A 20,193-nucleotide genomic window follows, 5' to 3' on the forward strand; every position below is an offset into this window, starting at 1 on the left:
ATGAAACTAAAAGCGTTAGTTGCCGCCTTATGTGTCGCAAATATGCCATTTGCGGTTAATGCCGAATCGGTAGTGAAACAAGCACAACAAGAGCAAAGCCAACAAACTCAGCATAATATTCAACGTGAAGTGGGCTTTAACCACACTCAGCAAGATGTGAAAACACAATACAATGCGTTACTTGCTGAGCGTAATAAATTAAAAGCCGCTACAGAAGTATTAAGCACAACCTTTAGTGCCAATGAACAACACTTATCGACCTTAGAGCAACAATTACGTTTAGAAAGTGGCAGTTTAGGTGAGCTATTTGGGGTAGTGCGTCAAACGGCAAAAGACGTTCAAGCTGAACAACAACATGCAGTAACCGCTATTGATAACAGCCAAGATAACGCAGTTGTTAACGAGATAGTCGCCGCAAAAGTTTTACCGTCAATGGCTCAACTACACGGCTTATGGCAAGCAATGACTGATCAGATTGTTGCTAGCGGACAAATTGCTAAAGTGACCGTACCGTATATTAATGGTGATGGTGAGCAAAGTGATATTCAGGCATTGCGTTTAGGCAGTATTGGCTTAGTCGGCGACAACGGTTATTTACGTTGGGATGGCAGCCAACATGTAGCAATGGCGTATTTACAGCAACCTGAACATGCACCGACATTGGCTGATTACAATCAACTAATATCAACAGGCAATGACATGCTGGTGGTTGATCCTTCACGTGGGGTGATGCTAGAGCAATTAGCCCAAGCACCGACATTAATGGATCGTCTGCAAGCAGGTGGCGCGGTTGGTAAAATTATTTTATTGCTACTTGCTATTGGTGCCGGTATTGCGATTTTCCGCGGCACAAAATTGGCGATGATTCGTCAACAAATTAAAGCACAACTTAAACAACCGTCTAAGCCGGGTAATAATCCATTAGGTCATATTTTAGCGGTATACAACAAAGAACAAAGCCGCAGTGTTGAAGCATTAGAATTACGTTTATTAGAAGCGATTGTTGATGAACAGCAAGGATTAGAGAAAGGCTTATCAATGCTGAAACTGTTTGCTGCTTTAGCACCGATGTTAGGTTTGCTAGGTACAGTAACAGGTATGATTGAAACCTTCCAAGTGATCACCCAGTTTGGTAATGGCGATCCAAAAGTAATGGCGGGGGGTATTTCAATGGCACTGGTGACCACTGTTCTTGGCTTGGTTGCGGCAATGCCGTTGTTACTGGCACATAATGTTTTAAGCTCGCAAGCTGAGAACATTCGTATGATTTTAGAAAAGCAGGGTATTAGCCTTGTGGCGGAACAAGCCGAGAAAAACGATCAAAATGGTATTAAAAATTCTGGCATGACAACTGAACAGGCCGCCTAATGGATAGCAGCGTATTACAAAGCTGGTGGTTATCGCTGTCGCACTTTATGGCGCAAGGCGGTGTGATTCTATGGTGGTTAGCCGCTGTGGTTGCGGTGTTGTGGTTATTAGTGTTTGAACGGGTTATTTACCTTGTGTTTTACTTTCCACAACAACGACAGCAATGGATAGCATTATGGGCAGCACGTGCTGATCATCAATCTTGGTATGCACATGCAATTCGAGATGGTTGGTTGGCGGATGCTAAAATAGCGTTAAATAAAAACCTTAATTTTATTAAAGTGTTAGTCGCTATTTGTCCCATGCTTGGTTTGCTTGGTACTGTGACTGGGATGATTTCAGTGTTTGATGTAATGGCTACTCAAGGCAGTAGCCAACCTCGATTGATGGCATCAGGGATCTCACTGGCTACACTGCCAACAATGGCGGGCATGGTGGCAGCATTAGCGGGAATGTTTATTCATGCCCGCTTGGCAAAAGCATGCCAAATGCGTGAATTGAAATTAGAAAAATCATTAAGGAGTCAACAATGAGACTCAGTCGTCGCTCGTCAGTGCGTGAAGATGCACAAATAGATTTAACCTCGATGTTAGATATCGTTTTCATCATGTTGATTTTCTTTATTGTTACCAGTTCTTTTGTACGTGAATCTGGGGTTGAAGTGAATCGACCTCAAGCAAGCCATGTTGTTAGCCAAAAAGATGCGGGTATTTTTGTTGCTATTACCGCAGCCAATGATATTTACATAGATAAGCGCGTCGTTGATCCTGAACGAGTTCAAGCAACATTAGAACATATGTTAACTGAACAGCCAGATGCTGCATTAGTGATCCAAGCGGATGAACATGCTTATAACGGTACGGTCGTTAAGGTAATGGATGCTGCGAAAGGCGCAGGGGTGAAGAATATTGCTTTGGCGGCGGAGAAAAACTAATGATGCGCATATTGATGGCACTGCCATTGGCGCTGGCGATGGCTTTAGGTTTGTTTACACTAATGGCATGGATGGTGGATAACGGTAACCATCAACGTCAAGATAATTCACCGCCTTTAGCGTTTAACATGGTGATGGTAGAACACGAGCAAGCGGCACAACGTCGTCAGCGTGTTGCACCGCCGCCACCAGAGACACCTACGCCACCACCAGAAGCCCAACCATCGCAGTCACAAGCAGCAACATCAACGGCTATGCCGATGGCGTCGATTCCTAGCTTAGGCTTAGATACCTCGATTCATGGCTTAGCGGTGAATGCGCCTAAATTTACTGATTTCAGTAGTGCAGCAGCGATGGGTGATGGGTTAGGTAAATCGCAACAGGCGATGCCGCTTTATAGAGCAGAGCCGCGTTATCCTGCACGAGCTTTACGCCAAGGAAAAGAAGGCTATGTGGTGCTTAAATTTACCATTGATACCCAAGGTCGACCGATAGATATCGCTATTATGGATGCCAAGCCCCGTCGTTTATTTGATAAAGAAGCGATCCGCGCATTACGTAAGTGGAAATACCAACCACAAGTCGTTAATGGTACTGCCATGGCACAACAAGGGCAGACAGTACGTCTTGAATTTAGGTTAAACCAATAATGAAAAAATTAGCTTTTATTATCGCATTAACCTTATCGGCCTCATTGCCATTATCAAATGCTTATGCAAGTGGCGGTCAATTGTCACAAGCAACAGCTAACAAAGTGCAGCGCGCCAATAATTTACAGTTAGATGATAAGCTTGATCAAGCGGTTGCTATTCTTGCTGAAATGAATCCCAGTAGCGCTTACGATAAAGCTTATGTACAGAGGATGTTAGGGGTATTTTATTGGCAACAAGGTAAAACATCACAAGCAGTGAAATTACTGACAAAAGCGGTAAACAGTGGTCTATTGCAAGATGATCAGGCATGGACGACTGAACGTATGTTGGCGGATATTTTGCTGTCTGATGAGAAATACAGCCAAGCTTTGCCGCATTATTATAAGTTAACTAAAAATATTCCTGCGAAACAAAAAGGTGATGAGCTCTGGCTACGTATTGCACAAGCACATTATCAGCAATCACAGTGGCAGCAAGTTTTAACCGCAATGAAGCATTATGATGGTTATCGGATTAAAGATAGCATGTCACCTTTGTCGATTAAGCTTGGCGCACAGTTACAACTTCAACAGTGGCAAGGTGCATCAGCAACCCTGAATCGTTTGATTGTGCTGGAACCGAATAAGTTAATTTGGTGGCAACAACTGGCTAGCATTCAAATGCGAACAGGTAAAAATGCTGATGCATTAGCAACGTTAAAATTAGCTAAATACCAAGGGGTAGCACTGAGTCAGCAAGATCTTAAAGTGTTGGCACAGTTATATGCCCAACGTGGAATTCCAGAGCGAGCAGCCGAGCAAATAGCGGCCTTGAAGGATGCCAATAGTGATAAAACATTATTGATTGAACAAGCAAACTATTGGCAAATGGCACGCGAGTGGAAAAAAGCGATCAAACTCTGGACTAAGGTAGCAGCGAAAGATAATCACTATCGTTGGCAATTAGCGCAATTATTAGTTCAAGAAGGTGATTATAACCAGGCTTTGGTTGAATTAGATAAAGTGAAGCGTAAAGATAAACGTGCAGAGGTCGAATTAGCTAAAGTACGGGTCTATTACAAAATGAACAATCTCGATCAAGCGATTATACATGCTAAGCAAGCGGATAATATTCAACCGTCTTCTGCCGCTAAAAGTTGGGTTAAATATTTAGCGCAAATGCGTAAGATGGATATAACTACTTAACTAGATTAGCTATTATAAATTTATTATTAGATGTGTATTAAGGCGAGCCATTGAGCTCGCCTTTCTTATTTATAAGAACAGTAAAAAAAATAAAATAAAGATGTGACTTTTTTAATGTTTATCCAGTTTGAATTATGGAGCCACTAACAATAAGTGGTGAGTTGACATAAATAAAACAATAAACAATTAGGAGTAACATCATGAAACCAATAATTACAGTGGTATCCGCCGCTGTTGGCTTGCTCTTATCTTCAGTCACACATGCTGAAGAAATTACAATGTTTGACTATGAAGAGGCAACATCTGCTTATCAAGACGCTTATTTAAATGCTCAATTTGACTTGCAAAGCGGCAACCAAGATCAAACCAGTTATAGTACTGATGTCAGTGCTAATTACGATCAAGTCTTTTCATCGCCTGATAGAAATACCCGTGTAAACTTTATCGGTGATACCTCGATGAGCCGTGGTAGTAGCGATGGTGATAGTACAAAGAAGAACTATCAAGCGTTAGCATCATTAACCAATGATATGTATTTTAACCCGACTCAGAACAATGCTTTTTGGTACAGCAAAGCTGAGATTGGTGCACAAACAGATATGAAAGATCCATTTACTAAATTAACCGTCGGTTTAGGCTATGGGCGGGTAGTGAATGCGACGCCAATGGCAAAAACAATTCGTGTTATTGAAGAATTACAAGAACGCGGGTTATTAAAAGGTTCAGTTTCTCGCGCCACTTATCAAAATGTCGCTCAAATTATAGCGAAAGAGCCTGAGTACCGTAGTCGTTATGGTTCTGCCGATTATGCCGAATATTGGGTGGAAGCCATTGGTAAAGCATTAGGGACTAATTTAGGGCCTCGTGGTGCAATTAAATCGTATGATGTTTTAGTTAATGAGCGTATTTCAACCCGTAAATACGGTTGGTTAGTACGTGCCGGTGTCGGTGCGGTGTTAACCAATTATGATGGATCTGACACTAAGCCAGCATTAGAAGTCGGGGCAGAGTACCATTATCCTATAAATAACCAATTGCAGTTTTCCAATGAAGCAATATTAACCGCGATACTTGATGATGGTGATAATGGCTTTAATGCGTCAAATGCAATGTCATTAACCTATGAACTACGTGACAATATCGATTGGGAAAATACTTGGCTATTAAATTATTCTGAGAGCGATGGTTCAGAAGATTTAATGACTAATAGCCTAAAATCAACATTCCGCTACTATGTTTCTAATGTCATAAGTTTAACATTAACGGCTGGATTATTGAAAACAGATGATAATATTGATTATGTCCCCGGTGTAACTGATCGTAATGATGATGTGGATAAAACCCTTCAAATGGGTCTGACTTATCGTTTGAAATAAGCACTTATTTTTATATAAACACTGACTTCTTTTTTATAAGACAAGTTAGTGTTTTTTTTTGTTTATAGTAAATAGAACATCAAAATATGCATTTTTTTGTTATCAAATGGAATGTTATTTAGAATGGAATCTATTAATGAATGTACATAATAACGATCAGGGTAAAGAGTATCATTTGATTTCAATGTTTCAGTCTGATGAAACGGCGAGAAATGAACGGTTTCAGATGTTAATGCAGCCTTATTTACTATTATTACATAATCGATGTGTCTATAAAATTAGAGATAAAACGTCAGCAGACGATCTTGTTCAAGAAGTGTTAATTAGAGTATATAAAGCATTACCTGCGTATCGCCCTGAGGCTTTGTTTAAGACTTGGCTTATTAAAATCACAGATAATGTGTGTTATTCCTTTTTAAGCAGCGATTCTAGGTATAAGAAAAATATTGTCACAATGACTATCTTGGATAATTTTATTTCAACAAATAATAATAATATTGATTTGGAAATAGATTTTAATAAAATGATACCAAGTTTATCTATAAATGAACAAGAAATAATTAAATTACGTTTTTATAAAGATTTATCATTAGATGAAATAAGTCATATACTAAGAATTACAATGAGTGCTTGTAAAATGAGATTATACAGAGCACTACAAAGCTTAAGTTTACTTATTATATGAAATGTAATAATACAAACACTGAGCACTCAAGTATGATTACGTAGATTTCATTCTGTTAATAATTTTAATATCATAGTGTTAGGTCTAGTGAATGAAGTGCCTTTTATCTATTTGTCATAAAAAAATAAGTTATAATCTGTTTATTCTTGCTATTGCAGTATATTTTGGAACGGTATTAAATGTTCCGTTATGGCTAGCTTTTTATGAAATACTGTCTAAATTAGAAAGAGTGAATATCGGTTTTGTTATTTCACTTCCTATTTTTATTATCGCAGCACTTAATATTATCTTTCAGGCTTTCGCATGGCCTTATATCAGTCGTGTTTTTTTTGGTATTTTAACATTAATTTCTGCCATTACTGCTTATGCATCCTATCAATACGGTGTTATTTTTGATTATGGCATGATAGAAAATACATTTGAAACGAATAGCAGTGAAGCGTTATCTTATTTGAGTTTTTCTGGATTTATAGCTTTTTTTGTTTTAGGTATTATCCCTTGTTGTGTTATTTTTTTTGTGAAAATAAAAAAACAATCATTTTTTAGAAAATTTATAATGTATAAGATAATCTCGGTTATTGTATCTATTATGGTTATTTTATTAATAGCCTCTTTTTTTTATAAAGATTATGTATCAGTTGGGCGTAATAATAAATATATTAACCGGGTTATTAATCCATCATATGTCTATACAGGTATTAAGTATATTGATGAAACTTACTTTACTGAGCCTATTGCTTATCAAAAAATTGGTCTTGATGCTAAATTAGTAACGACCGCTACCTCAAATGGTAAACCGACGTTATTTGTGTTTGTTTTAGGGGAAACTGCCCGATCTCAAAATTATCAAGCTAACGGTTATCCTCGTCCTACCAATCAATATACCCAATCAGATAACATGATTTCGTTTAAAAACGTGACATCATGCGGTACGGCGACAGCGGTATCTGTACCTTGTATGTATTCAGCGATGGATCGTAATAATTATAATAAGCAAGTTGCCTATAACCAAGATAACTTTATTGATATTTTACATCGAGCGGGTATCTCGATGTTATGGAAAGAAAATGATGGTGGTGATAAAGGCGTCGGCGCACGTATTCGTAAAACCACATTAAAACGTGACGTACATAATCCATTATGCGATGGTGAATCATGCTTTGATATGGCATTGCTGAATAACTTTGATCAAGAAGTGGCACAGATGAAAGGCAGTAAGTTTATTACGCTGCATATTATGGGCAGTCATGGACCCACATATTATAAACGTTATCCTAAAGACCATACATTCTTCACTCCAGATTGCCAACGGGCTGATATTGAAAACTGTACCAAAGAACAAATAGTCAACAGTTATGATAATACTATTTTGTACACCGATTATGTGATTAGCCAATTGATTCAAAAGTTAAAAGGTTACAGTGATAAATACAATACAGCCCTGTTTTATATTTCAGACCACGGTGAATCTTTAGGAGAAGGTGGCCTATATTTACATGGTACGCCTTATAGCCTTGCGCCCAAATATCAAACAACAGTGCCAATGATGATATGGTTTTCAAAAAGCTTTACGCAAGATCGCGGTTTAAATCTAACGTGTCTTGAGCATATAGCTAACAATGCTAAAGGAGGGGATTACTCACAGGATAATGTGTTTAGCTCTATGCTAGGCATTATGAATGTAAAAACCTCAGTGTATAAACCCCAGCAAGATATCTTCCGCCAATGCCGTACTAATTAGGCTATTTATATAGATTCAGTGCGAAATTTTACAAATTATCCCCTAATGATTTTTATTAGGGATGATTATTATAGCCATCATTATTCTCGCACCTCCTTCCTTTGTTCCATTTTTCTAACCAACGTAAACAATGTAAATTGAATGCCAATAAGAACGATTATCAATTAAATTATCATTATTCCAGTTCCTTTATACATGATGTTAGTGATGGTGTTAAAAAATAAGGCAGTGCAATTATGGGCACGCCGATTACATATTTATATTTCAATGGCATTGCTACTGGTGGTGCTATTTTTTGCCATTACTGGGATCACTCTCAATCGACCACATCTTTTTGTCAGTCAATCACCGAATGTTGTTGAGCAACAGCTTGATATTCCAAATGAATTATTGCGTTCAGAGAAAGGACCGTTTTCACCTAACCGTTCTGCATTAATAGCATATCTAGCTAAACATGGTGATGTCAGTGGTACACCTTCTGCGATTGATATTTTTACTGATGTTGATGGCGGTGAATTATTGGAAGGTGAAATATCACTGGATTATAAAGGCCCGGGTTATAGCGCCACGGTTTTTATTGATATGACGACAGCACAAGCAACCATTGAAAGTACGAATTATGGTGTTATTGCGGTACTTAATGATCTGCATAAAGGGCGCAATAGCGGTGAAGTTTGGCGCTGGTTCATTGATATTAGCGCGTTGTTGATGGTGTTATTTGTATTAACAGGCGTGTGTTTGCTCATACCGAAAAAGAAAACATTCCAAACTGGAATGAAGTGGATGGGGCTGGGCTCTGTTATTACTTTACTGATTTATATTCTGGCTGTGCCATAGCCAATATTTGATTGTCGATTTTATTAAAGGTTCGTTATGACCGTGTATCACATGATTAAAAAGCCATTATTGGTAGCGTTATTATTGGCACCATTAGCAAGTGTGATTGCTAAGCCTATCCCTGAAAACGCACAGCTTGAAGTAGGTTTTCAGTTACCTGTTATTGAAACAACCATGTATGCCCGCCCTTATGTTGCGGTTTGGATAGAAGATGCAGATCGTAAACCCGTGCGTACAGTGCAACTGTGGGTAGGTAAAGATGAATGGTTGAAAGATCTACGTAGTTGGTGGCGAAAAGTCGGGCGTTATGATCGTGAGTTAATTGATGCGGTTACGTCAGCGACACGTCCTGCGGGTGAGTACAAATTTGTATGGGATGGCTTGAATGATAAAGGTCAACGTGTAGAACAAGGCAGTTACACCTTTTATGTAGAAGTGGTACGTGAACACGGTGGTCGTAATTATCTACGCCAAAAAATAGCGCTAGGCGAAAACGCGTTTAGCCATGTTATTGCACCGACGGAAGAAACCGGTGCTATTCAACTTAATTATAAACTTTGAGTAATAGTAACATTATGAAAAATAACAAAATGAAAGCGTTTTCTCTAGCATGTGCAGTTATTGCAGGATTAGCAGTATCAGCCTCGGCGAATGCCCACCCGCGTTGGGTATTACCATCGCATTTTACAGTATCAAAAGAGGGCGGTGATTGGTTATCTTTTGATGTTACCGCGTCACACGGTACATTTATTTATGATAAACCAGCGAGTACTGAAACTGCAGAAGTGATCATGCCTGATGGTCGTGCTGAGCGTCCTAATTTTACCATTCGTGGCAAACGTCGTGCGATTTTTGATTTCTATTTTGAAGAAGAAGGCACGCATAAAATTCAAATAAACCAAACACCAGAGTACTTCACACAATATAAAGCAGGGCGTCGTGACACAGTGAAATGGATTGCTGCGAATAAAGTTGAGCGCGATGCTGTATTACCCGCCAAATCACGTGACGTTGTCACTCAGGTCGGTTATACCCGCGCAGAGACTTATGTCACTGTGGGTAAGCCAAGTACTAAGGCAATGGAAATCACAGGTAAATACTTAGAGTTATTACCGATCACACATCCAGCCGATATTGTTGAAGGCGAACCTGTTACTTTTCAATTCTATTTTAATGGCAAACCTCAAGCCGGTGTTGTGGCTGAAGTAACACGTGAAGGCACGTTATACCGTAATCACCAAGAACAAATTGATGTGGTCAGTGATGCTGAAGGCAAGGTGAGTTTTACGCCAGCAACGGCGGGACGCTATATCATGAAAGCGAACTATCGCGGTGAAATTGCTAATAATCCAATGGTAGATACCGCGAACGTTAACGTTCATATTACCTTTGAAGCATCACTACAGTAATGACTTTTATGGTGCTGTTTCTGTTATGGAACAGCACTTTTTATTACCGCTACTCACAATTAGTTAGCAACAATTAATTACTGTTACCCACTATTAATTACTGTCACCCACAAAATGGGCAGATCGAGGTTGTTATGAAAAAGCATCTACCAATTATTAAGTTATCGCTATTAACATTAGGCTTATTTTCTGGCACTGCTCAGGCACATTTTCCATTAATGAGTTGTTGGTTTGAAAGCGATAAAGTGGCATGTGAAACCGGCTACAGCGATGGCAGTACAGCAGTTGATTACAACGTTAACATGTACGATTACGACGATAATCTTATTGCAAAAGTTAACACGGATAAACGTTCGATAGCAGAGTTCTCTAAGCCTGAAGCAGATTTTTATTTAGTGTTTGATTCTGGGCATGAAAGCCCTGTAGAAGTCGATGTTGTTGAGATCAAAGATAAATGATCCGTCAAACTGTTCCTTCAGATAATGGCGGTAAGGAAGGGAAATGGATCGGCGGCATTATCATTTCTATCCTGTTACTCGCCACGGTGTTATTGCCATATCATCAATATAAAACAACAGTCAAACAATTAGATGTTCATCAAGTTGCGATCACCGAGTTAAGTCCTGATGAACTTGCGATGGTGGCTGAATTGCGTCTTGCTCATGAAGAAATCCGTAATTTAAATCAAGATAGTCGCGAATTTGATAATCAGAACCATTGGCCGAATATGGCTGAGTTGTCTGAATTATGGTTAGCACCGTTTATTGAAGATAAAAGTTGGGAGCGCAAAGGCCGTCATCAATGGCAGCACCTTAATGGCGCACTTTATCAGGGTATTCGCAGTGAAAATCAAGGCGCATCATCAGTGGTTCTGAACAGTAATAGCCCTGAGCCTGATATTTGGTTAGCACTTTCTCGAGATACAACCCCTTTGGTTATTAACGACAATACTGTTTTTGAACCACAACAATTGATTGATAGTGGTTGGACGCAAATTGTCTTTAATAGCGACAGTGATAAGCAAGCGTCGGCTCATTAATCTCTTTGGTATTAGCTTGTAGTTTATAGCTTGTAATGTATAGCCTGCGGTGTATTCCTTTCTTAACGTTGAAGTAAAAATATTATGAAAATAGTCATTCAAACGGCATTGACTGCTGTTGCTTTATTTGTGAGTTTTTCTAGTGTTGCCGCTGAAAAATTAACCATCGGCATTACATTGCAGCCTTACTACAGCTATGTAAAAGCCGTGGTTGGTGATAAGGCCGATATTTTACCGCTCGTTGATGCTGGTTTTAATCCGCATAACTACTTACCACAGCCCAATGACTTACGCCGTTTAAAACAAATGGATGTGATAGTTGTGAATGGTGTAGGGCATGATGATTTTGCACTTAAAGTGATCGATGCTGCTAATCGTGATGATTTGGTGGTTATTAAAGCCAATAATGACGTGCCGCTATTACCTGCAATGGGACAATCTGTTGGTGATGGTGCGGTAAATCCGCATACGTTTGTTGGTTTATCAACCACGATTCAAAAAGTTTACACCCTTGCGAATAAATTGGCTGAACTTGATCCTAACAATGCCCGTGAATACCGTAAGAATGCCCGTGATTATGCAAAAAAGTTTCGATTGATGAAGCGTAAGGCAATGCTAACACTGGGTGATTTAGATACATCAGGTATGAAAGTTGCGACAACGCACAATGCTTACGGTTATTTATTACAGGAATTTGGTGTTGATGTTGCGGCAGTAATTGAACCTGCACACGGTGTTGAACCTAGTGCGAGTCAGTTACAAGATACAATAGAAAAAATAAAGCAATCTGGCATTGATGTGTTGTTTTATGAATTAAATATGCCAAACCGTTATGTCGATACCATAGAAAAAGCGACTGGGGTGAAGCTATACCGTTTTTCACATATGACGCATGGTCAATATGAAGCGGATAAAGTAGAAATTGAAATGCAGCAGAACTTAGTCACTTTAGTTGAAGCAATGCAATTTGCAGCAAGTAAGGATCAAGCATGAGTTTTGGGCCAAGTATTGAGATTGCAAACCTTGAGTTGCAATACGGTGAAAACCAGATTTTATCTAACATCAACCATACCTTTGAAGCAGGTCAATGCCATGTGGTGATGGGACCTAACGGCGGTGGAAAAACATCGTTATTACGTTCAATTTTAGGCTTAACACCGTTTAAAGGTCAGATTGATATTTTATGGGATGATGCCGCCAATAACGGTAAACCGGGTTCTGTCGGTTATGTGCCTCAAAAAGCGATGTTTGAACAAAGTTTACCGCTAACAGTGATGGATTTTATTTTATTAAATTTAACTCGTTCACCGCTATTTTGGCGTAAACGTCAGCAAGATAAGCTATTTGCATTGAGTCAACTTGAACGCGTCGGGATGGCGAATCGTGCTGATCGTCGCATGGGGCAGTTATCAGGTGGTGAGCAACAACGGGTTTTGTTTGCTCAAGCGTTATTGGATGATCCTGATTTATTAGTCCTTGATGAGCCAACAACTGGCATGGATGAACAGGGTGTACGTTATTTAGAATCATTAATCCATGAGTTTGTTGCACAAGGTAAAACAGTATTAGCGGTGCACCATGATGTAACCGCTGTGCGTCGTTTGAATGCCCAAGTGCATGTGGTTAACCGTATTCTTGTTGATTCTGGTCATCACTCTGACGTATTGATCCCTGAAAAAATCGAACGGCTATTTAATCATTATAGCCATACGCCCATTGCGGTAAATAAACACGAGGTCGCGTAATGGAATTATTACGTCATTGGGCACAATTAGGTGTTGATGCGGGTTTTCTAAGTGACAGCTTTTCATATGCGTTTATGGTGAATGCTATTGTCGCAGCCTTACTATTAGGTCCGTTATTAGGTGGATTAGGGACATTAGTGATCGCCAAGCGGTTGGCTTTTTTCTCTGAAGCGGTCGGGCATGCGGCATTAACGGGGATCGCATTAGGAGTGTTGTTAGGCGAACCACCTGAAAATCCATTTATTGGTTTATTCAGTTTTTGTATGATTTTTGCGTTACTACTGCATTTTGTTCGTAATAGAACCAACGTGCCTTACGATACCTTAGTTGGGGTATTTTTGGCATTAGCGTTAGCAGTTGGTGCAGCATTATTGATGTATGTTGCACGTAAAATTAATATTCATATGTTAGAAAACGTATTGTTTGGTTCGATTCTTACTGTGACTGATCAAGATTTATGGGTGTTAGCGATAAGCTGTAGTTTGATTATTGTGCTACTGATACCCACCTTTAATCGAATATTATTAACCTGTATTAGCCCTGATATTGCGCGTGTTCGTGGTTATAAAACTAATTTTTATGATTATCTGTTTGTGATGATGATAACCCTAGTCACGATTGCATCCGTTAAGATCGTTGGTGCGGTATTAGTGGGGGCATTGTTGCTGATTCCTGGTGCAACAGCACGTTTGTTAACCAAAAATATGGGTAGTTTTGTGTTGTTATCGGCGTTACTTGCCACTATCAGTTGTGTGGTGGGTACGATATTGCCAATGGAACTTAAATTGCCAGTTCCTTCGGGCGCCGCGATTATTATCGTTTCTGCTATTTTCTTTTTAACTGCCACCTGTTACCGCATTGTTCGTAAAGGGTAGTCGCTGTATTTTTTAAGGAATTAACATGAGTCATGTTCAGCTACACCCGATGCGTTTGTTCATCAAATCAGTTTGTGCTGTCGCTATTATGGTTACAGGTGCAGGTTATACACAGTCAGTTAATGCGGATGATATTTTAACGGCTACCCCTGTGACTTATATGTTGGCATCAGAGCTCACCCATGAAACAGGCATAACCACAACATTTCTACCGCCAAAACGTTATGGGATTGAACGCTTACCGAACTGGTTTGCTTCACAAGGTGACACGGTAACTAAAGACGCAAGTAAAAAAGCCCAAGCGGTGGTGACATTAGGCGCTATATGGCCGCAAGATCCACTCTATGTTTATGCGCGTCAAGGTAATATTAAGGTGGTTGAAATTGATGCTTCACAAGCGATATCACCTCGAGCACAAGGGGTTGCAGCGCTACGTTTGGATGATGGTTCAACCTCTCTTTATTCATGGTTAAATCCGACTAACCTCAGTCGTATGGCAGCGATTGTTAGTGAAGATTTACAACGATTATGGCCTGAAAAAGCCCAACAGATAGAGAAGAACCAGCAACAATTAATGCGTGATGTGCGCAATCTTATTAATAGCCAACAGCAAGTATTAATGGAAGCGGGTGTTGATTCTGTGGTGTTATTATCAAGTGAACTGGAAGATTTTGCTTCAGGTAATCAGTTATTTGTTGTAGATAGGCTAACGACGCCAGAGTTGGAATGGACGGTTGAAGATAAACAAAAACTAACGGCATTATTAACCGAAGATGAAACATTATGGTTATTGAGCACCAAGAAGCTAACGCCATCTCAACAAGCATTATTACCTGAGAATGTTCAGGTGTTGGTCGTTGACAGCGTTGATCGTTGGGGACGCACTGGTATCAATCATAATGCGCCACTTAAACGTTGGCAGATTTCTCTATAGTTCTTATTAAGAATTAAGCGTCTGTATTTTATATTGCCCAGTATATTACTGGGCTTTTTATTGGATTTAACGTCAGAATGAAACGTAGGCTAAAAATTAAACATTAACGATAAAATACCTAAAAGAATCAGCAGACTACCTGAAATTAAATCATTGTATTTTCCAACAATATTACCAATAACGCTATGACCAATATGGTTGCCAGCATAAGTAAGGAACATGCCAGTAACAAAAGTAAGCGTTACGACCAGTGTAATATTTAATTTGGTGATACTACCTAAAATACCCACGCCAATATTGTTGATAGACAATAATAATCCTAACATTACCGCGCCTTTGAAGTTGAGCACAGTGTGTTTTTTTTGCTGTTGTTGTTGCTGTTTTTTTATAAGATCACTACCAATGAACCAACAGCCCATTAAAATAAAGATCACTGAACCGAGTTCATTTGATACATGATTGGGAATAAGTTGAGTTATTAACTTACCACCTAACATTGAAATATAAGTAATGAATGCAGTGATAAAAGCAATAATGGCATTAGCTTTTAACGGAATTCGTTCGTTTTTTACGCCATAAGTAAGCCCTATAACGAAATTATCGAGATTCGATGAAAGGGAGAATATCAAAGCGAGTAAGAAAGACACGATAGTTCATCTCGTAAAAATGCTTTTATAAACTGAAATGAAGATTAACGCGATATATTTGTATGAATAGTAATTTTTCAGATATGGGTAAAGTTAAACATATTGCGATATTTATTATCTAATATCGCACTATATTAGTCGTGATGCAGTTTAAATGAAGCCAAGCAATCGGGCTTTTAGAAAGGCAGCTAAGGTTTTGTTGTCTTGGATTTCATTATTTACGATCTTTTTTTCGACCTCACTAACGGAGAGAGTGACGACATTAATGATTTCGTCATCGTCCAGTACACCTTGGGTTGCTGATAAACCTTGAGCAACATACAAATACTGTATTTCATCACAAAAACTAGGTACTGGGAGTAAGTGCCCTAAAGGTTGCCATTGGCTAGCGGCTAAGTTGGTTTCTTCTGCTAACTCTCGTTGTGCACAAACGAAAATATCTTCTTCAGCTTCAAGAGTACCTGCTGGAAACTCAAATAACCATTGGTTCACCGCTGGGCGATATTGATGAACAAGGACGAGATCACCATTACTATCAATGGGGATAATAATAACGGCCCCTGGATGTTTTATCGATGTGTAAGATATTTCTCTACCATCAGGCAACAAGTGGGGTTGTTCTTCAATACTGAAACATTTCCATTGATAGTGTTTTATTATGCTCATCATCGTTCTCTACTCATTGGTTGCTATTTGGTTATAGCCCCAACGTTTTGCGCGCATTAAGGCACTTTCTGCTTTGATATAATCATAGCTAAAATCTTGATATTCAATATTTGTAATACCAATACTAACCGTGATATTGATTTGATGTCCGGAGGTTAACTCTAATGTCCATTGACCTATTTCATCACGAATCTTAATCGCAAATTGCTCTGCTGCTTGAATGTTAGCATCTGGAATAATGATACAAAATTCTTGACTGCTTAAACGTGCAATATGCATATTGTCATTACAGACTTCACGAAGACATTTTGCTGCCATCATCAAGGTTTTATCTCCCGCATCAAGTCCAAAACGGTCGTTAACGTCTCTGAATTTATCAATGTTTATTAACAGCATTGAAATATCTCGACGGTAGCGCTTACAGCGAGACGATTCATTTTGATAAAGAGGAATTAAACCTTCACGATTGAGTAACCCGGTTAGGAAATCATTGGTGGTGGTTCTTTTAACTTGCAAAATAGCATCATAGCGGTGACGAGATAATAAAAAGGCCATTACGAAGATAATAGAATATGCACAGATATTTTGGAGCGCAGATGAAATCTGCATTTGTTTAGTGGTTATTTCAGACACACTCAGTACGATATACAGTAAACCAAAAATACTGCTGTACCACGTTGCGGTTCTGATTTTTAAGGCAAAAAAGCTCAGTAATGGAATGGTTAAGCCAATGGTATTACTGATATGGCGTGCGCCCGTAAAGTAAAATCCCGTTGAACAAATAAAGGTAGTTGCGATTAAAAAGATCCAAAAAAGAATAGTTGCTGAAAAGAGGGTTCGATTTAATGCTGTGAGGGTGTAACACAATGTCATGCCGAGTATACCAGCAACAGTAAAATAATGGGCTTGTTGTGATACCAAATAAGTGAAGGAAATAATGCCGCAAATAGCACCAGCGAAAGGAAATAATAATGAAAGTTGTTTTTTTAATGTTTTCTCACTAAGTTCAATATAAGCAAAGTTTGTTGCCTGAAGTTGAGTGCTTTTAATCAGTGTAGCCATGATATAGAACGAACCCTTATAACATTACAAAAATATATGCAATACATAATGAATTATTCTGGGAAGCATATCAGTATTGTTATTGATGTCTAATTATTTTTTTAATTTAATGTAAGTTAATATATTAAGAAGGGATCTTCTTGTTACTATTGCTGGTTATTGATAATACGTCTTATTTGTAATTGTTTAGGTTTAAAGTATAAAAATCAATAACATATGTTTTTTTGATATCATTTAACTGTTTTTTATCTTAAATAATTAGAAATGAGATCTGTAGCCATGAATATTTATTCTATTTTGGTATAAATGAAAGTGTATCTAATAATGAGTAGGAGCGACAATGTTTCCAGAATATAGAAACTTGATTTCATCACTAAAAGGTCATGATGTGCATTTTGATCGTCTATTTAATAAGCATAATGATTTAGATGATAAGATTAAGGTGATGACATCAGCGAATGGTTTTGATGAGACTCTTATAGAGCAACTGAAAAAAGAAAAGCTGTTATTAAAAGATGAAATATTGGTTTATTTACAACAAAAAGCACAATAACAATAATAAAAAAAGAGAAGCTTAGGCTTCTCTTTTTTGTTGTGACTATATGATTGTTACTGAAGAGATAAAAAATTATCGATCAAATCTGCGGTTATTGTTGGTTTTTCATTGGTGATACCATGTGCTGTTTTAGGTAACACAATAATAGGAGCTTGAATGTATTGGCTCAGTTTTATACCACTCTTCAACGGAAAAATTTGGTCATTCTCTCCCCAGATTAACAATGTTTGAGGTAATTTCTTCGGATCATATTGGTGAATGCGATCTCTGTCATTAGGCAATGTTTTAATTAATTGAGTGCGTTGTAATTTCCACTGTGAAAAATAATCGTGGTAGATTTGATTGGCAATAAAATCAGGGATTATTTTTTTATCAATAAAGACGTTATCGTAAAGACGTTTAACACCGTCGCCATTGTTAGGCACAAATAATTCTTCAGGGGATTGTATGCCAGCGCGTTGTACTAAATCACTCAAATCTTGATCATTAAATAATGGCCCAGGGCTAGCAATGATCACGGCTTTATTGATTCGCTCTGGTGTTAACATCATGTCATAAGTGATAAAACCGCCATAAGAAATACCTGCGACATCAATTTTTTTTAGTTTTAATTTATCGACTAATTGCCAAATAGCATTGGTTTGGGTCGCTAATTGAGCTGAATTATCGCTATAAGATTCACCAAACCAGAGTAAATCTGGAGCAATAACGCGGTATTTTTTACTCAGTTGTATCATTTCAGCTTTCCACGTTGCAGCAGCAGTTCCACCAAATCCATGTAATAGAAGGAGTGGCTGACCTTGTCCTCCTTCCCAATAGGTTAAATTACCACCCTCACGGAGGGGTATTTGTTGCTTACTGAACCCTTCTTTTTTTAGCGATGATTGATCGTGCTCTGTTTTCCAGCGTACAACTTCACAGCCGGTTGTTACGGACAGTAAGATCGACAGTAGAATAAAATAATGCAGAAATCGTTTCATTGATGACTCAAAACGTAGGAATTTCAATAATTATACAATGTTTTATTGTTTGGAGATAATCTTTATTTATCACAATAAAAATAAAATTTGTGAGATACATCTTTGTTTTTTGAGTTAGCGTTATGTCAAAATTAAAAATTATGTGAATCAGCATATTGCTAAAGAAAGCAATCGATAGCATAATATTTTACTATAATAAATTTTTATACAATATCGTGTTATTACCATACGGATATGTATTAATATTTAGATTGAAACTATGTATTAACGACTAGGAGACACCATGCGTGTATTAGTTACTGGCGGCATGGGCTACATTGGTAGTCATACTTGTGTACAAATGATTGAAGCGGGTATGACCCCGATTATTGTTGACAATTTGTATAACAGTAAAGAAACAGTATTAGAGCGCATTCAAAACTTGACGGGTGTAACACCTGCTTTCTACAAAGGTGATATTCGTGATCGTGAATTCTTAGACGGTGTGTTTGCTGAAAATGACATCGATGCTGTGATTCACTTTGCTGGTCTTAAAGCTGTTGGTGAGTCAGTAGAGAAGCCACTAGAATATTACGATAATAACGTAAGTGGTACATTAGTACTTGTTGAAGCAATGCGTACTGCTGGCGTGAATGCGATTATCTTTAGTTCATCTGCTACCGTTTATGGCGATCCTGCATCAGTGCCTATTACTGAGGATTTCCCAACTAGCGCAACTAACCCATATGGCCGTAGTAAGCTAATGGTAGAAGAGTGTCTTGCTGATATTCAACATGCATATCCTGAAATGAGCGTGACATTACTGCGTTACTTTAACCCAGTAGGTTCACATAAATCAGGCACTATGGGTGAAGATCCACAAGGTATTCCTAATAATCTAATGCCATTTATCTCTCAAGTTGCAGTTGGCCGTCGTGAGTTCTTATCTGTTTTCGGTGACGACTACCCAACAATTGATGGTACTGGTGTACGTGATTATATTCATGTGGTTGATCTTGCAGATGGCCACCTTGCAGCATTAACGCACAAAGGCCGTGAAGCCGGTTTGCATATTTACAACCTAGGTACTGGTAACGGTAACAGTGTGTTGCAAATGGCAAAAGCGTTTGAAAAGGCTTCTGGTGTAGAAGTACCTTATAAAATTGCACCACGCCGTGCGGGTGATATTGCTGAATGTTGGGCAGATCCTGCGAAAGCAAAAGCTGAACTGAACTGGGAAGCAAAACTAACACTTGATGATATGACGCAAGATACATGGCGTTGGCAGTCAACCAATCCAAATGGTTACCCTGACGCAGAGTAAGATCTTACCGTTAGCAATATAAATATTATATTATTAAAACCCAACAGATATTGTTGGGTTTATTTTTAATAGCATTAATGAAAAATAACAACATTAATTCCCACCTTAAATAACAGTCTTATTTTTTAGATTAACGATAAATAAGTAAATTAATTTAAACCTATTATTATTAAAACTTCCTCTATTATTATAAATTAAG

23 protein-coding genes are annotated in these 20,193 nt (G+C 38.3%); 19 read left to right on the plus strand and 4 right to left on the minus strand.

Annotated elements, in window-relative coordinates; translation table 11 throughout:
• From BTO21_RS13400 to BTO21_RS13480, 17 genes are all read left to right on the plus strand, one after another.
• Complete coding sequence (locus tag BTO21_RS13400) at positions 1-1,368, plus strand: MotA/TolQ/ExbB proton channel family protein (RefSeq protein WP_045031099.1); 1,368 nt, start codon at positions 1-3, stop codon at positions 1,366-1,368.
• Positions 1,368-1,901 carry a MotA/TolQ/ExbB proton channel family protein gene (locus tag BTO21_RS13405; RefSeq protein WP_045031102.1) on the plus strand — a complete coding sequence of 178 codons (534 nt, stop codon included), beginning with the start codon at positions 1,368-1,370 and terminating at the stop codon, positions 1,899-1,901. Before BTO21_RS13400 ends, BTO21_RS13405 begins: the two co-directional genes overlap by 1 nt.
• Positions 1,898-2,302 carry an ExbD/TolR family protein gene (locus BTO21_RS13410; RefSeq protein WP_045031104.1) on the plus strand — a complete coding sequence of 135 codons (405 nt, stop codon included), beginning with the start codon at positions 1,898-1,900 and terminating at the stop codon, positions 2,300-2,302. Before BTO21_RS13405 ends, BTO21_RS13410 begins: the two co-directional genes overlap by 4 nt.
• Positions 2,302-2,952 (plus strand): energy transducer TonB, encoded by a 651-nt coding sequence (locus BTO21_RS13415; RefSeq protein ID WP_045031106.1) that lies wholly within the window; start codon positions 2,302-2,304, stop codon positions 2,950-2,952. Before BTO21_RS13410 ends, BTO21_RS13415 begins: the two co-directional genes overlap by 1 nt.
• The gene (locus tag BTO21_RS13420) at positions 2,952-4,139 is read left to right on the plus strand and encodes a tetratricopeptide repeat protein (RefSeq protein ID WP_045031108.1); all 1,188 of its coding nucleotides are present in this window, start codon (positions 2,952-2,954) and stop codon (positions 4,137-4,139) included. The genes BTO21_RS13415 and BTO21_RS13420 overlap by 1 nt, the downstream gene beginning before the upstream one ends.
• Positions 4,140-4,339: 200 nt before the next feature.
• Positions 4,340-5,515: a DUF481 domain-containing protein gene (locus BTO21_RS13425; RefSeq protein WP_045031110.1), complete on the plus strand. Its 1,176-nt coding sequence runs from the start codon at positions 4,340-4,342 to the stop codon at positions 5,513-5,515.
• A gap of 136 nt (positions 5,516-5,651) precedes the next feature.
• Positions 5,652-6,200: an RNA polymerase sigma factor gene (locus BTO21_RS13430; protein WP_045031112.1), complete on the plus strand. Its 549-nt coding sequence runs from the start codon at positions 5,652-5,654 to the stop codon at positions 6,198-6,200.
• Between the two features lie 91 nt (positions 6,201-6,291).
• The gene (locus BTO21_RS13435) at positions 6,292-7,941 is read left to right on the plus strand and encodes a phosphoethanolamine transferase (RefSeq protein WP_105026858.1); all 1,650 of its coding nucleotides are present in this window, start codon (positions 6,292-6,294) and stop codon (positions 7,939-7,941) included.
• 207 nt (positions 7,942-8,148) lie between these two features.
• Positions 8,149-8,778 carry a PepSY-associated TM helix domain-containing protein gene (locus BTO21_RS13440; protein ID WP_045031113.1) on the plus strand — a complete coding sequence of 210 codons (630 nt, stop codon included), beginning with the start codon at positions 8,149-8,151 and terminating at the stop codon, positions 8,776-8,778.
• A gap of 51 nt (positions 8,779-8,829) precedes the next feature.
• A complete protein-coding gene (locus BTO21_RS13445) occupies positions 8,830-9,339 on the plus strand; it encodes a DUF2271 domain-containing protein (RefSeq protein ID WP_420874937.1) in 510 nt (169 codons plus the stop codon).
• An 11-nt stretch (positions 9,340-9,350) separates the two neighbouring features.
• The gene (locus tag BTO21_RS13450; RefSeq protein WP_205068430.1) at positions 9,351-10,187 is read left to right on the plus strand and encodes a DUF4198 domain-containing protein; all 837 of its coding nucleotides are present in this window, start codon (positions 9,351-9,353) and stop codon (positions 10,185-10,187) included.
• Positions 10,188-10,321: 134 nt separating this feature from the next.
• The gene (locus BTO21_RS13455) at positions 10,322-10,645 is read left to right on the plus strand and encodes a hypothetical protein (protein WP_045031120.1); all 324 of its coding nucleotides are present in this window, start codon (positions 10,322-10,324) and stop codon (positions 10,643-10,645) included.
• Positions 10,642-11,226, plus strand: coding sequence for a DUF6162 family protein (locus tag BTO21_RS13460; protein ID WP_045031122.1), 585 nt, complete (start codon positions 10,642-10,644; stop codon positions 11,224-11,226). The genes BTO21_RS13455 and BTO21_RS13460 overlap by 4 nt, the downstream gene beginning before the upstream one ends.
• 84 nt (positions 11,227-11,310) lie before the next feature.
• Entirely contained in the window at positions 11,311-12,219 is a 909-nt protein-coding gene (locus tag BTO21_RS13465; protein WP_045031124.1) for a metal ABC transporter solute-binding protein, Zn/Mn family, read from the plus strand.
• A complete protein-coding gene (locus BTO21_RS13470) occupies positions 12,216-12,971 on the plus strand; it encodes a metal ABC transporter ATP-binding protein (protein ID WP_045031125.1) in 756 nt (251 codons plus the stop codon). The genes BTO21_RS13465 and BTO21_RS13470 overlap by 4 nt, the downstream gene beginning before the upstream one ends.
• Positions 12,971-13,846 carry a metal ABC transporter permease gene (locus tag BTO21_RS13475; protein ID WP_045031127.1) on the plus strand — a complete coding sequence of 292 codons (876 nt, stop codon included), beginning with the start codon at positions 12,971-12,973 and terminating at the stop codon, positions 13,844-13,846. The genes BTO21_RS13470 and BTO21_RS13475 overlap by 1 nt, the downstream gene beginning before the upstream one ends.
• Positions 13,847-13,871: 25 nt before the next feature.
• The gene (locus tag BTO21_RS13480; RefSeq protein WP_045031129.1) at positions 13,872-14,780 is read left to right on the plus strand and encodes a metal ABC transporter substrate-binding protein; all 909 of its coding nucleotides are present in this window, start codon (positions 13,872-13,874) and stop codon (positions 14,778-14,780) included.
• An 89-nt stretch (positions 14,781-14,869) separates the two neighbouring features.
• Here BTO21_RS13480 and BTO21_RS13485 read toward each other — a convergent pair whose 3' ends face one another.
• From BTO21_RS13485 to BTO21_RS13495, 3 genes are all read right to left on the minus strand, one after another.
• Positions 14,870-15,427 (minus strand): manganese efflux pump MntP, encoded by a 558-nt coding sequence (locus BTO21_RS13485; protein WP_065192512.1) that lies wholly within the window; start codon positions 15,425-15,427, stop codon positions 14,870-14,872.
• Positions 15,428-15,577: 150 nt separating this feature from the next.
• A complete protein-coding gene (locus BTO21_RS13490) occupies positions 15,578-16,093 on the minus strand; it encodes an NUDIX hydrolase (protein WP_045031144.1) in 516 nt (171 codons plus the stop codon).
• Positions 16,094-16,102: 9 nt separating this feature from the next.
• Positions 16,103-17,155 (minus strand): GGDEF domain-containing protein, encoded by a 1,053-nt coding sequence (locus BTO21_RS13495; protein ID WP_045031131.1) that lies wholly within the window; start codon positions 17,153-17,155, stop codon positions 16,103-16,105.
• A 340-nt stretch (positions 17,156-17,495) separates the two neighbouring features.
• On the opposite strand from BTO21_RS13495, the gene BTO21_RS13500 reads away from it, so the two are divergent.
• The gene (locus BTO21_RS13500) at positions 17,496-17,708 is read left to right on the plus strand and encodes an HP1242/YdcH family protein (protein WP_045031133.1); all 213 of its coding nucleotides are present in this window, start codon (positions 17,496-17,498) and stop codon (positions 17,706-17,708) included.
• 56 nt (positions 17,709-17,764) lie between these two features.
• On the opposite strand, the gene BTO21_RS13505 is transcribed toward BTO21_RS13500, so the two are convergent.
• Positions 17,765-18,691: an alpha/beta fold hydrolase gene (locus BTO21_RS13505; protein ID WP_045031134.1), complete on the minus strand. Its 927-nt coding sequence runs from the start codon at positions 18,689-18,691 to the stop codon at positions 17,765-17,767.
• 283 nt (positions 18,692-18,974) lie between these two features.
• Here BTO21_RS13505 and galE point away from each other — a divergent pair, with 283 nt between their 5' ends.
• Positions 18,975-19,994 (plus strand): UDP-glucose 4-epimerase GalE, encoded by a 1,020-nt coding sequence (gene galE, locus BTO21_RS13510; RefSeq protein ID WP_045031136.1) that lies wholly within the window; start codon positions 18,975-18,977, stop codon positions 19,992-19,994.
• Positions 19,995-20,193 lie beyond the last annotated feature (199 nt).

This window comes from Photobacterium phosphoreum (genome assembly GCF_002954725.1).
GTDB lineage: Bacteria > Pseudomonadota > Gammaproteobacteria > Enterobacterales > Vibrionaceae > Photobacterium > Photobacterium phosphoreum.